The organism is Streptomyces viridosporus (assembly GCF_002078235.1).
GTDB lineage: Bacteria > Actinomycetota > Actinomycetes > Streptomycetales > Streptomycetaceae > Streptomyces > Streptomyces viridosporus.
Genome location: NZ_MSGP01000436.1, coordinates 1 through 13,064 on the forward strand (window position 1 = coordinate 1; position 13,064 = coordinate 13,064).

A 13,064-nucleotide genomic window follows, 5' to 3' on the forward strand; every position below is an offset into this window, starting at 1 on the left:
GGTGAAGCGGGCAGGTGCGTCGAGGAGGCTGTGGGGGAACTGGGGGACCTGGGTCTGCCCGCTGAGGACGGAGGCGAGGAAGGCGGTGAGGGTCCCGTCGTAGGTGAACCAGCGGGGGCCGCGGGCTTCGTTGACCGCGATGTGCCAGCGGTCGGGGTCGGTTGCGGGATCGGTGATCCAGAAGAGGTACTCGCCGTTGTCGGTGGAGCCGCAGGCGAAGAGCCGGTCAGGATCGTGGGGGACGGGGTGGGTGCCCTGGTCGTGGTCCTTGCGCAGCTGTGCGCGGATCCGGCCGGGCATAGGGCCGGTGAGGTTGACGAATTCGGTCACGCCGTTCGGGTGGAAGAGGTGAAGGTAGTCGTTGAAGGCTCCGGGCCCGTAGCGGTCGGCGAGCTGCTTGTAGTCCTGTGGCAGTGGCATGCCGAGGTTGGCTTCGACCGTGTCCCAGCGGATGCTCATGGCCTGGCCGGGGGGCGGGCAGAGCCGGGTGAGGGCGGTGAGGTCGGTCAAGGGATCCCCAGACGGCGTCGGTTCTGCTGTGCTGCGTGGTCAGGGTTGGCGAAGTCGGTGTCGAGGCGAAAGCCGTTGGAGCCGTCTGCCTGCATGTAGATACGTGATGGTACGGAATCTTTTCTGTCGTCGGTGTACTCGAGGTAGACGCTGTACTGAACGATCTGGCCGGCGATGTTTTTGGCGGGATCGCCGGCTACGGCGTCGTAGATCGATTGTTCCAGGTCCCGCATATGGGGACTGTTGGTCGGGTTCTGCGTGAGGGTGAAGAGATTGTCCAGGTCGTCCCCGGTGCCGCCGAGCATGCGGGCCAGCATGTGCCCGCGGGCCTGGTTGTGGTCGGTGCCGTGGACGAAGCCCGGCGGTCTCAACGAGTTGTTGGCTTCGGTTCCCTCGTTGAGCATGTCGCGCGTGACCGTGGCGTGCATCTCGCTCGGCCGGCCGTGCTCGTCCTGGACGAATACGACCTTGCCGCCCCAGGTGTGGTCCGGGGAGCAGCCGGCCAGCCCCAGGGGGTCCGCCATGGTGAACGGGTTGGGCACGTAGGCGTAGTGGTTCGCCGCCGGTGCCAGGCCCAGCGGGTCCGGGCTGATGTAGCGGCCGGTCTGCGGGTCGTAGTAGCGGTGGACGTTGTAGTGCAGTCCGGTCTCGGGATCGAAGTACTGCCCCGGGTATCGCAAAGGCGTGTACGCGGTGGCGTCGCTGTTCCACTGCGTTGCGCCCCAGGCTGTGGAACGTGCCCGCCAGGCTACGGAGCCGCCGGGGGAGATCATGTAGTTCGGGCTGCCGGTCAGGTCGGTGACGATGGCGAAGAAGCGCCGGTCGATGTCCTGCTGGTCGTCGCCCTGGTGCTTTGTTTCGCGCTGGGCAAACGGGTACAGGCCGGCATAGTCCCACACCAGGACGGTGGCGCCGGTCCGCTGCTCGGCCAGCTGAGTTCCGTCCCAGCCGTACTCGATGCGTTCGATAACGGTCCCGTTCGGATGCTGGTGGATCTTTGCGATCCTGCGGCCGAGACCGTCGTAGAGATACCGCCAGATGGTCCCGTCAGGGGCTTGGACCCGCATCAGACGGTCCTCGGCGTCCCACAGGAAGGTCCACGACAAAAGCTTTCCGCTGAGGGTCCGCACGCTGCGCTCGGTCAGCCGACCCTGTGCGTCATAGGTGTAACGGGTCCTTCCCGAGCGGACCAGGCGAGTGCTGTCGTAGAGACGCTCGCCGATGCTGTCCTGTCCGGGGGCCGAGGTGGGAAGCCCGGCGTGGGCCTGGTCACCTGCGGTGTTGTAGGAGTACTGCTCGCTCCAGCCTCGAGCTTGTACGCCGGTGATGCGGCCGGCTGTGTCGAGGGTGAAGGTGCGGCGGCCCAGGATGCTGTCGTTGATACCGACCGGGGCGCCGTCGGGCTGATACGTGAAGACTCTTTCGAGGATCTCCGTATCAAGACTGCTGACGCGGTGCCGGGTGATCCGCCCCACCGGGTCCCAGTCCTGCCGCATAGTCAGCGAATCGTCCAGTGTCCGGGATATCTCCCGGCCAAGCCTGTCGCGCACGAAACGGAACGTGTGCTCCCCGAGCATGCAGGCACTGAGCCCTTCGGGCCCGTACTCAAGGCTGCTCTCGGCCCCGCAGGGGGTACGCCGCCAGGTACGTCGGCCTTGTGCGTCGTAGGCGTAGCGGAACGTGTGCCCGTTGACTGTCTCGGCGACGATTCGGCCGGCACCATCGGTCTCGAACGTGACGCGTGCCTCGGCATTGGTTACTTCCTGGAGGCGGCCCGTGGGTGCGTAGGAGAAAGCCGTAACCGCGCTGTCGCCGTGGGAGACCTGAACGATCCGGCCCAAGACGTCACGCGTATAGGCAAGACTCTGTCCTGCCGCGTTGATTCGCCTGATCAGGCGGCCGGCCGCATCGTGCTGGTAGGTCAGGGTGCGCCCGTCGAAGTCGGTCTCCCGCACGAGTCTTCCGGCCCGGTCGTAGTCGTAGGTCCACTCCCGGCCGCGGGTGTCGGTGACCTTGGTCAGACGCAGCTCGCTGTCGTGGGCGAAGGTGTAGCCGGACTCCTCGGCGCCGCGGCTGTCGGCCGGCAGGTCAAAGTGGGTATAGCTGTGGGTGGTGGTGCGGCCCATGCGGTCGGTGTGGGTCAGAAGGTTGCCCTCACCGTCCCAGGTCCACTCCTCGCGGCTGCCGTCCGGCAGTTCACGCCAGGACAGCTGGCCGTCGACGGTCCATCCCTGGCGAAGCGTGCCGCCTTCCGCGTCGGTGACAGCGGTGATGCGGCCAAACGCGTCTCGGACGCAGGTGGCGGTGCCGTTGGCTGCCGTAACGGTTACCGGCAGCCCTGCCGCATTGTTCGTGATGCGGACTATTCGGTCTGCTGTGGGACGGATCTCGCTGACGGCGCCTGTGCTGTCGGGCACGTACTCCGTCCGCTCGCCGACAGAGCTGATGGCGGCAGTGCGGTTGCCCGCTGCGTCGTACTCGTACCGGAAGCGCATGCCGCCGCGCTCGACGATCTCGATCGGTAGACGCTGATCGTTGTAGACCGCGGTAGTACGTTCCCCGTCCGGCGCGGTCATGGCGATAACGCTGCCGGCATCGTCCCGCTCGAGCCGCGTCGTATGTCCGAGCGGATCGGTAACCGCCAAAATCCGGTCGTAAGTATCGAAAGCGTACTGGGTAGTGTGCCCCAGAGGGTCGGTCTCGGCCACGACCTGGTGGCGGCTGTTGAGATGGAAAACGGTGGTGGCGCCGGTCGAGTCCGTGTACCGGGTGATCCGATCACCGATCTCGTTATCGGCCTCGTAGACGAAAGCCGACGACAAGAACCCCTCAGGGCCGATCGTGCGCACCACACGCCCTGCATCGTCGTAGACGTAGTGGTAGGCCGAGTCGTTCCGGTCGGTCCACGATGTGATACGCGCGTCCGCGTCGTAGGTGTACCGCACCGGTAGCCCGGAGGAGTTGACCACCGCCTCCAGGTTGCCCTCCGGGTCATAACCGAAGCGTCTGACCGTGACCCGCCCCTCGGGCGTGCGCAGCGCGATCTCGTTGACGCGGTCACCCTCGACGGTCACCGCAACCCGGTAGCCGCCGCTGTGCACCACCGCGACCGGGGCGCCATCACCACGGCGCATGAACGTGACACCGTTGCGGTTGCGGTCCTGGACCTCCGACAACCAGTAGGCGGAGGACTCGTGGTAAGGACTACCGCTGAAAAACCGGGTCACCCCCGAAACCGGGTCGAAGACCTGGTACGTCGTCACCGCGTTATCCCGGCCCGTATACATCAATGCCAGCCGCGGCCCTTCCAGCGGCAGGACACCCTCCCTGTCCTCAGGACCCGGGAGCCGTGGATAGATCAGTACAGATCCGTCCTCCCGCGCCCAGATAGGCATCAGCCCTCGTGTATCCAGCTCGATACGCTCATCCAGCGTCGAGGCCCAACTTCGCCCGAACCACCGGCCAAAGCGGTACTCCGACAGATGAACACGGCACAAGACAAGCGGCAGAACACCGGGAAGCGACAGATCGGTCTGTGGCAGCACCATCTCACCCGTTGCGACATCAATCGGGTCGGTGGCACAAGTCGTCTTCCTCAGTGAAATCGCGTTCCTGCGCGCATCCTTCTTGGCCTCGTCCAGCCGGTCCGGCCCGGGACGGCCATCCCCGGCCCCTCTGCGGGCCCCGCCCGGTCCCAAGTCACCCGCTCGCCCACCAGGGCCATCCATGCCCTCGCGGTCGCCGACCTTAATGCTCCTGACGCGGTCCCGGACCGCGTGATCGGTGTCCCGGTGAGCTTTAGAACTTCCCTTGATGGCGTCGGGAAGCTTCTTGCCGACGTGGTCACCAAGATCGTCGAGGGCCTTGCTCAACTTCTCGGTCACGCCATCGATGGTGCTGTCAAGGACAGCGGTAAGGGAGTCCTTGCCCTTGGCCCGGCCGTGGGCGCCCCTGGCCTTACTGAGCTTTCCCTTGGTCTTGCCTTGCATGGCGATCTGCACATTCGCCAGATTCAGCCCAGTTTTGCCGTGCGCATCGTGATCGATATCGATCCCCAGCCCGCCACCGGCTCCAGCGGGAGCGCCGGCCGAGTTCAACTGCAACCCGTCCTTACCCGCCTGCACCGTCTGGCCGGTGTTGTAACCGTCTTGCACACCGGCGACGTTCAGTGCGGTCTGGATCGCCAGGTCCGCTACCACGTTCTCGATCGCGGCGACCGCCGGCTGGGTCAGCGTTGCAACGATCTCGGCAACCGCATCCTCCGCCATCTCCTTCAAGATCCGTTTGAACGCGATCCGCGTCGCTGCGATCTTCGCCCCGGCCAGCAGCGTCGACAGGCCGGCGGTGACAGGAGCGAACGCCAAGGTGACCCCTACGGTCGCGCAAAGATCAGCGAGCTCACCGACAGCGGCGATCTTCCGCGCAACAATGATGTCCGCGACCCTGTCGAGTGCACCCGCAATGATCCGGGCCGCCTTGGCCAAATCCTTGTGCTTACGCTGAACCTTGGACCAGTGCTTGTCCAGCGCGGTCAGTGACTCGCCTCGCCCGGTGGAGAGCAGCCTCTGGATGTACTGGTGAGCCGCGTGACCGTCATCCTCAGCATCATCGGCGAACTCTCTTAGCGCGTCCGCCATATCACGGTAGGCGTCCTCGTCGACATTCGGCCACCCCACACCGACGATGTCCAGCATCGTGTCGACGCCCTCAGGAACCGTGTATCCCACGCCCTACCCCCGGTCACAGCACCATCCGTAAAACAAGATCCACAGAATGCCATGCCAACACCAGATCAGACACTTCTCGATCGCCGCTGCAACTCAGCGAACACCTGAGGCTCCCTCAACCCGCCCAGTTCCTGCAGTCTTTTGACCGGGGTGATCAGGCTTCCCAGCCGACCAGCATGGCCAGTTCTGCGGTGGCTTCGTCGGCGAGGTCGAGGGTGCGCAGGGTGTGGGGCAGGGTGCGGGCGGCGTCCGCGATCACGGCCGCGTCGCGGGAGTCGGTCTTGGCCTGGCCGGGGTAGAGGTCGACGATCCTGCGCATGGCCGGGCCGGGCAGGTAGGCGACCTGGCAGCCTGCGTCGCAGGCGACGGTCAGCGGGAGGGCGCCGATGGACGCCGGTTGGTCCACGATCACCAGGACGGTGCCGAACCTGGCCTTGAGCTTGTCGAAGACGGCTCTCAGTTGCGGTTCGCCGTTCGGCAGCGGTTTGTCGAAGACCTTCTTCCCGGCCGGGGTCAGCCCGTGGCCGTGGTGCGTGCTCTCGCCGACGTCCAGGCCCAGGAAGACGCCCACCCCGTCGATGTCGATCACCATGCCCCCACATGCGTCGATGCGTGCCGACCTCGGCAGCGGGACCGTTCGCGCGCATCCACGTTATACAGACCTGCCGCCCGCAAGCGGCCGGGCCTTGCGCCGGGCCGGGCGGCGGTCGGACCTCTGATCAGCGTCTGTGACGGCACCCCGCGGACCCGGTGACCCCACCCCCAGGTCATCCCGTCGACAGAGGGCAACAGTCATGCCGGGCCCGGAGGCCAGCGGCCCTCTTGCAGGACCGCGAAGAAGATAACGGGGCAGGGCATCTCCGTGCGTGCCGCTGCGCTACGACCGCGCCGTCCTCACCGCCCGGCTGCGCGCCGTACCGGCCGCCCCCGTCTACGGCACAGCCATGCCCCGGCAGGCCGCGACGCCCGACCAACTGCTTCTTTTCACACGGGAGCAGCAGTCCGCGGTAAAGGCCCGCCGGGCGGTCGACCTTGCAGCCCTCCGTACGATCCTGGAGGACCCGGAGTTGACCGCTGGGCAGACGGCACTCGTGACCGCTTGTACGGGCGACCGGGGAAGCGGTGCCCAGGCGGGGGTGCGCTTCAGTGGCGCAGTTGGTAGTGCGCCAGGCGGGAGTGGGCGGCGTCGGCGCTGATGCCGAGGGCTTTCCCGACCGTCTCGGGGGACAGGTCGTCGGCTTCGGCGGTGTGGGCGGCCCGGTGGCCGACGCTGCGGGTGAGCCGTTCCATGAGGCTGATCCTTTGGAGTGGACACCCTGACAATGGATCTTGATGGTCCAGGGAGGGATGTCCAGGTGGGACGCAAGTCTCCGTATCCGGAGGAGTTCAGGAAGGACGCGGTCGCGCTCTACCGTGCCGGGGGTGGCAAGCGCACATACGCGGCGGTGTCGGCGGACCTCGGCATCACCGCCGAGTCGCTGCGAACGTGGGTCCGCAAGGAAAACGAGTCCCAGGCAGTGTCCGAGCGCCGCGAGGCCGGGGAGTCCGGCTGAGGAACTGGCCCGGTTGCGGGCGGAGAACGCCCGGCTGCTGAAGGCGGAGAAGGAGTGGCAGCTGGAGCGCGAGATCCTGCGCCGGGCAGCCGCCTATTTCGCCCGGGAGGTGAAGTGAGCCCCCGCCGCTGGGACTTCATCTCCGAGAATCGCGCCGACTTCGGCGTGAAGCGGATCTGCCGGGTCCTGGGCATCTCCCGCTCCGGCTACTACCAGCACCGGGCCACTGCAGACGCCCGCGCCGAACGAGCCGTCGAGGAAGAGCGGACGGTGTCGGAGATCCGGCAGATCCATGCCGACCACCAAGGCGCCTATGGTGCCCCGCGCGTCCATGCCGAACTCCGCTCCCGCGGGAGAAAGATCAACCGCAAGCGCGTGAGCAGACTGATGAGGATCAACCGCATCGTCGGACGGCACCTGCGGCGCAAGAAGCGCACGACCATTCAGGACAAGACGGCCCCGCCTGTGCCGGACCTGGTGATGCGGGACTTCACGGCGGACATGCTCAACACCAAATGGTGCGGCGACATAACGTACGTCGCCGTCGGCTCGACCTGGCTGTATCTCGCCACGGTCATCGACATCTGCTCGCGGCGCGTGATCGGCTGGTCGATCGCGGACCACATGCGCACCTCGCTGATCACCGACGCGATCGAGATGGCCGTGGCTGCCCGCGGCGGTCACGTCCACGGCGTCGTCTTTCACACGGACAGGGGCGCGCAATATGGATCGGCCGCCTTCGCCGAGGTCTGCCGCCGGCACGGCATCCGCCGCAGCATGGGCCGCGTCGGCTCAAGCTATGACAACGCCCTCGCCGAATCGTTCTTCCAGGGCCTCAAGCGCGAGTTGCTGCACGGAAGGCGCTGGACCTCAAAGGCGCAGACACGGCTGGAGCTGTTCAGGTGGCTGTCGTACTACAACCGGCGCCGCCGCCACTCCGCCCTCGGCTACCTCGCGCCAGCCGATTATGAACAGCAACTGATCACGTCACGTACGCTGTCACTCGTCGCGTGAAACCCGGTGTCCACCCCCGAGGATCAACCTCACTGCGGTCCTGGTCCGGGGTGAACAAGTCGTCGCTGACCAGGGCCCGGCAGCGGCTCGGCTGGTCGGTGATGCGGGAACTGTTCCGGTCCGTGGCCCGGCCGCTCAGCGCGGACGGCGAGCTGTTCCGAGGGCTGCGGGTGCTGGCTCTGGACGGGATGCTGCTGGCCGTGCCCGACTCTGCGGGCAACAACGACTCCCTGATCAGGAGGAACGGCGACTTGAAATTGGTCGCGAGGAACCTGTCGAACGCCTCCTCAGTCCATACCTCGATCGGGAGGGATGACGTCGGCGGCATTGGTCGCAGGATGTCGAGCTTCGGCCATTCCTGCCGGAGCCGCGCCGCGAGCGCCGCCTGGCCGGGTACGTCGCCGGCGTTAATGTCCGCTGCGCCGGCCAGACAGCGGCTGCCCTGGCGGACCAGGACGCCAAGTCGGCGTACCGAAGCGCCGACCTCAGCTCGTCATCGATCGGAACGGCCCGTGACCTCACTTTGGCACATATGGCTGGGCCGGTCCGGGGCCCCGTTGCCCGGCCAAGATGGGACGGGCAGGTGGGGGGAGAGGCACCGCGGACGATGTCGGTCATCTCTTGTCGGCGCATGCCTCCGCCTCCGCCAGGTACCGCGCCACCGGCCCCAGCGTCAGCATCCCGCTCGCCCCGCCCGCGTGTTCGGTGCGGGCGGCGCGCAGGGCCGTTGCCGCGCGGGCGGCGACCGGGCGCTCGCCGAGGCGGGCGGCGGCGTGGGCGGTCAGGCACCAGAGTGCCTCCTGCATGTGATCAAGGGGTGGTTCGGGCGTCATGGTCAGGGCGGTACGGGCCTCCTCGGCCCGGTTGCGGGCGAGCAGCACCAAGGGGTGCGTCCAGGGGCGGTACGGGCCCCAGTCGAGAGTGGGATCGGTGGGTGCGGGACGGCTGTGCAGGAGACGTAGGCCCAGGAGGGCGAGGGCGAACAGGCCCCGGTGCAGCCCCGGCATGCCCGCTGTTTCGGCGAGGGCGTCCTCGGCGGCGCGGTAGTGCGCCGCGGCCGTGGCGGCGGTCGGCCCGCCCAGTGCGGTGCTGCGGGCGGCCGTGACCCGGGCTCGGAACCAGCCGGTGAGTACGGGGACAAGAGAGGCCTCGGTGCTGACGGCGAGCTGCTCGGCGGCCTCGGCGTGTGCGGTCGCGGCGTCAAGGTCGCCGAGAGCGGAGGCGGATTGCAGACGGATGAGCCGACCGAGCACGACGAAGTCCGGCAGCTCGTGCCGGGTGGCCAGGTCGAGGATCTCGGAGCCGATCACGTCCCGTGCCGCCGCGAGCCCGGGCCGGGTGAAGGACTGGAGGAACACGCCGTTGAGGGCGAACAGCAGCAGGGCGGGATCGCCCAGCTCCCGGGCCAGCGCCTCGGCCTCGCGCGCCGCCTGCCCGGCGCGCCTCCGTTCGATGGCGGACAGGTCGGCGCTGCGGCTCTCGACCGCGACGGTGGCCAGCAGGCGGGCGCGCAGTTCGGCGGGGCCGTCGGTGCCGAGTGCGGTGAGCGTACGCTCGGCCGCCGCGACGACGGCACGGGACTGAGCGGGATCGTCGGCCCGGCTCCAGAGGGCGGGCACGTCGTAGGCGCCGATGACGCGGGCGGTCAGGGTGATGTCTCCGGTGCGCTCCGCCGCCTGGACGGCGGCGAGGCGGTCGCGCCGCGAGTGGATGAGGGCGTCACCACCCGCCAGGGCCAGGGTGCGCGCCAGTTCCACGGTGGTGCGCGGTCCGAGTCGTACGCCTGCGGTCCACACGGTACGCGGGGGCTGGAGCGTCGTAGCTCCGCGGAGAATGTCCGTCTCCAAACGCCGCAGGTCGGCACCGGGGTCGAGCCCGAGCTGGTCTGCGAGCATCGTGCGGGCGCGGCGCAGGGTGGCCAGTGCGTCCGCCTGACGGCCTGCCCGGTGCAGTGCGCGGGCCAGCAGCCCCCAGGCCGGCTCACGCCAGGGGTGTTCGGTGACGTGGGCGCCCAGTTCGGCGACCAGCTCGGCTCCCGAACCGGAGTCGAGGAGGAGGCGGGCGCGCAGTTCCACCCCCTCCAGCCTCAGCTCCTCCAGCCGGGTCCGTTCGCGCTGGGCCCACGCGGAGCCGGTCACGTCGGCGTAGGCGGGGCCGCGCCAGGCCGCGAGGGCCGCGTCGAGGTCGGTCAGCGCATCGGGTGTACGCCGGGCGCGGGCCAGGGCGTCCTCGAACCGGTGGACGTCCACGGTGTCGCGCGGCAGGCGCAGCGCGTAGCCGGGGCCTTCCGTGACGAGGACACGCGGCGGGGTGCGGGGCGGCCGGCCGGGTTCGACGGCGCGGCGCAGCGCGGCGACGAACGTACGCAACGCACCCACGGCGCGCACCGGCGGCTCGGCCCACAGGTCGTCCACGAGGATGTCGGTGGGGACCATCCGTCCCCCGGCGGCGACGAGCCGGGCGAGCACCTCGCGGTGGCGGGGTCCGCCCAGGTCGACCGGGGTGCCGTCGTCGCGGAGGGCCCGCACGGCACCGAGTACGTCGATTCGCATGCCCTCCATCTTCCGTGCCGCGGGTCCGCGACGACGAAGCGTACTGATCGGCTGCTGATCGCCGTCGCCCACGCTGATCCCGTCAGTCCTCGGACCAAGGCTTTCGCCGGTCCCCCGACCTCAGGAAGGGGCCTTTCATGACGCTCACCATCCCCGGCTTCGACCACGTCCGTCTGCCCGGCGCAGACGGAGTGGAGCTGGCCGCCGCCGTCGGCGGCAGCGGCAGCCCGGTCGTGCTGCTGCACGGCTTCCCCCAGACCCACCTGATGTGGCGGCACGTCGCCGAGCGGCTCGCCGGCGAGCACACGGTGATCTGTCCCGACCTGCGCGGCTACGGCGCCAGCGACAAGCCGGTGGCCACCGGCCCTGAGGTGTACTCCAAGCGCACCATGGCCGCCGATGTCGTCGCCCTGGCGGCGGCGCTCGGCCATGAGCGCTTCGCCCTGGTCGGCCACGACCGGGGCGCCCTGGTCGCCTTCCGGGCGGGACTGGACCATCCCGAGACCCTCACACACCTGGGCATCCTCGACGTCGTGCCGACCCTGGACATGTGGAACGTCCTGCACGGTGTCCCGGCGGCGGTCGGCTACCACCTGTTCCTCATGGCGCAGCCGCCGGGCCTGCCGGAGACGATGATCGCCAACAGCGCCGACGCCTACTTCGGCTCCTTCCTCGACGCCTGGGCCAGGGACCCGGCCGCCATGCCGGAACCGGTCCGGGCCGCGTACCTGCGGGCGAGCGCCGCGGCCGTGCCGTCGATCGTCGCGGACTACCGGGCCTCGGCGGGCATCGACGTCACACACGACCAGGCGGACCAGGACGCCGGTTCCCAGCTGGCCATGCCAGTGACGGTCGTCCAGCAGGACTGGGGCGCGCGACTGGGCTACGACGCCGCAGCGGTCTGGCACGCGTGGGCGCCGGACCTGGACCACCGGCTGACCGGCGCGGGGCACTTCATGGCCGAGGAGGCGCCCGACGAGATCACGGAGGCGATCCGCGACCTGCTGCTCCGCTGAGCCCTCCACCCGGGCCACGGGAGGCGGCGGGTGAGCCCCGCGTTCCCGGCGCTGGGCCGACCCCGCGATCCGGCGACCGCTGACCAGACCGCCTCCCTACGGCCGCTGCCGCGGCCCGGGGAACACCAAGCGACGCTCAGCAGGGCGCGGCAGCGCCCCACGGGTGTACGACCGTATCCCTTCCCGCTCCGCGGGCGGGGTAGGCCGGCGCAGCGAGGGAGGCGGCACCCGTTCCGAACAGACCGATCGTCACGGTGACGACACGGACCGGGTGGGCGTGGGCGGGGAGGGCGGCCGATGAGCGCCGGGGAGCCGACCGTCCCCGCCCGCGCTGTCAGGCCATTTCGACGTAGCGGTGGACCCGGTCGAAGCGCCGGGCCGCCACGTCCCGGCGGCGGACCACCCAGTGGGCCACGCCGGAGTCCAGTTCCGTGACGTCGTCGCCACACCTCCAGGTGGCCAAGAGAGCCCAGTCGTCGGCGCCCTCTCCGTGGGCCGCACCGCCCTGCTCGGAGGGACCGGCATCCTTGGGATCACGGGCGTAGTGGACGGGGTCGTTCTGGGGCGAGAGCGGATGGCCGCCGATCTGCAAGACCCAGGACGGGCGGTAGCCGCCCGCGTCTGCCCAGGCGTCGCCGAGTTCGTCGGCGAGTTCGAACTGCTCGTCCTCGGGGAAGCCGCCCCATCTGTCAAGGGCGAAGCTCTCCGGCATCTGCGCGCTCGACTGGTGCCAGACCGTGCGGAGCTCACGCGGCCGGTACGGCTCGCGCCAGCTGTGTGCGAGGGGGCTCAGGGTTGTCGGGGTCCCGGCGGGGACGTACAGCACCGCGTCGGACACCTGTCCACCGATGCCATGCACATCGGTGCCGGAGAAGAGGAGCAGGTGGCCGTCGGCGGGGAGCGGGAGGCCGGTGACGCCCGGCGGGAGAGCCGCGAGGTCGACGGAGGCCACGAAGGGACCGGACGGCCTCGGCGCGCCGTGCGGCAGCAGGGGGTCGCCGCCGGCCCGGGCCACGAGGGGACCGTTACCGCCCTCCGCCAAGTACACCGCCGGACGGGCGACACGTATCCATTCCTCCACCTCCTCCGCCGACAGCCCCCGGGATGCCGCCTCGGCCCGGAAGCGGTTCACTCTGTCCATGCTCGCGTCGGTCACCGGGCCACCCTAACGGGCTCATGGGCGGGCAGCGGCAGGACCGAACTCGCTAAAACGCAAAGCAATTTGGCGCGACTGGCCTTTGAAGCGTGATGTCGGCAGGGGCTGACGATGTGTGATCGGCGCGGTATGCCGGTTGTGAAATATCCGCAAGGTGGTGGGCCGACGCCCGAACGGCAGGCGTTTCGCGAGCGGATCCGGCTGGAGGCCGCCGAGCGATTCGCTGCCCGTGCCTCCAACCCGTACGCTGACCACCCGCCTGGTCCTGCTGCGGGCCGGGCTCCTTGACGAGGCTGACAAGCCCATGCGGTTCTCCAGCTCTGACCAGCCGACCCGCACTCCCTACATCACGGCTCCGGCGCCGCTGCCGCCTCGGGCACCGCGCCAGTGCGCGGACTGCTACGCCTGGATTGCCTGGTTCAGTCGTGGAGGGTGGCGAGCCAGTCGGTCAGCAGGCGGTTGACCTCGTCGGGGCGTTCCTGCTGGATCCAGTGGCCGCAGCCGTCCAGGAGGTGGGAGGCGGACAGGGCGGGGAG

General features: G+C 69.2%; 6 protein-coding genes and 3 pseudogenes. 2 read left to right on the forward strand and 7 right to left on the reverse strand.

Annotated elements, in window-relative coordinates; all coding sequences use genetic code 11:
- From B7L92_RS28220 to B7L92_RS40745, 4 genes and pseudogenes are all read right to left on the reverse strand, one after another.
- Window positions 1–510 (reverse strand): SMI1/KNR4 family protein (locus B7L92_RS28220; RefSeq protein ID WP_255311171.1); only part of this gene is annotated, 510 nt, incomplete at its 3' end.
- Window positions 507–5,204 carry an RHS repeat-associated core domain-containing protein gene (locus tag B7L92_RS28225; RefSeq protein ID WP_255311172.1) on the reverse strand — a complete coding sequence of 1,566 codons (4,698 nt, stop codon included), beginning with the start codon at window positions 5,202–5,204 and terminating at the stop codon, window positions 507–509. The genes B7L92_RS28225 and B7L92_RS28220, both read right to left, overlap by 4 nt.
- Before the next feature lie 193 nt (window positions 5,205–5,397).
- Window positions 5,398–5,829: pseudogene (locus B7L92_RS28230) on the reverse strand (IS110 family transposase); the annotation flags it as partial.
- A 551-nt stretch (window positions 5,830–6,380) separates the two neighbouring features.
- Window positions 6,381–6,527, reverse strand: a complete 147-nt coding sequence (locus tag B7L92_RS40745; protein ID WP_159461066.1) for a hypothetical protein — start codon at window positions 6,525–6,527, stop codon at window positions 6,381–6,383.
- A gap of 32 nt (window positions 6,528–6,559) precedes the next feature.
- On the opposite strand from B7L92_RS40745, the pseudogene B7L92_RS28235 reads away from it, so the two are divergent.
- Window positions 6,560–7,804: pseudogene (locus B7L92_RS28235) on the forward strand (IS3 family transposase).
- Between the two features lie 614 nt (window positions 7,805–8,418).
- Here the strand turns inward: B7L92_RS28235 and B7L92_RS28245 are convergent.
- Window positions 8,419–10,356, reverse strand: coding sequence for an AfsR/SARP family transcriptional regulator (locus B7L92_RS28245; protein WP_107501628.1), 1,938 nt, complete (start codon window positions 10,354–10,356; stop codon window positions 8,419–8,421).
- Between the two features lie 137 nt (window positions 10,357–10,493).
- Here B7L92_RS28245 and B7L92_RS28250 point away from each other — a divergent pair, with 137 nt between their 5' ends.
- Window positions 10,494–11,372, forward strand: coding sequence for an alpha/beta fold hydrolase (locus B7L92_RS28250; protein ID WP_081240207.1), 879 nt, complete (start codon window positions 10,494–10,496; stop codon window positions 11,370–11,372).
- Between the two features lie 334 nt (window positions 11,373–11,706).
- Here B7L92_RS28250 and B7L92_RS28255 read toward each other — a convergent pair whose 3' ends face one another.
- Both B7L92_RS28255 and B7L92_RS42795 read right to left on the reverse strand, forming a co-directional pair.
- Window positions 11,707–12,513 carry a DUF1963 domain-containing protein gene (locus B7L92_RS28255; RefSeq protein ID WP_255311175.1) on the reverse strand — a complete coding sequence of 269 codons (807 nt, stop codon included), beginning with the start codon at window positions 12,511–12,513 and terminating at the stop codon, window positions 11,707–11,709.
- 434 nt (window positions 12,514–12,947) lie between these two features.
- A pseudogene (locus B7L92_RS42795) lies at window positions 12,948–13,064 on the reverse strand (alpha/beta fold hydrolase); the annotation flags it as partial.

Excerpts from the sequence above, each read along its gene's own strand:
- B7L92_RS28225 (WP_255311172.1), bottom strand. The coding sequence starts at position 5,204 with ATGCTGGACATCGTCGGTGTGGGGTGGCCGAATGTCGACGAGGACGCC.
- B7L92_RS40745 (WP_159461066.1), bottom strand. The coding sequence starts at position 6,527 with ATGGAACGGCTCACCCGCAGCGTCGGCCACCGGGCCGCCCACACCGCC.
- B7L92_RS28245 (WP_107501628.1), bottom strand. The coding sequence starts at position 10,356 with ATGCGAATCGACGTACTCGGTGCCGTGCGGGCCCTCCGCGACGACGGC.
- B7L92_RS28250 (WP_081240207.1), top strand. The coding sequence starts at position 10,494 with ATGACGCTCACCATCCCCGGCTTCGACCACGTCCGTCTGCCCGGCGCA.
- B7L92_RS28255 (WP_255311175.1), bottom strand. The coding sequence starts at position 12,513 with ATGGACAGAGTGAACCGCTTCCGGGCCGAGGCGGCATCCCGGGGGCTG.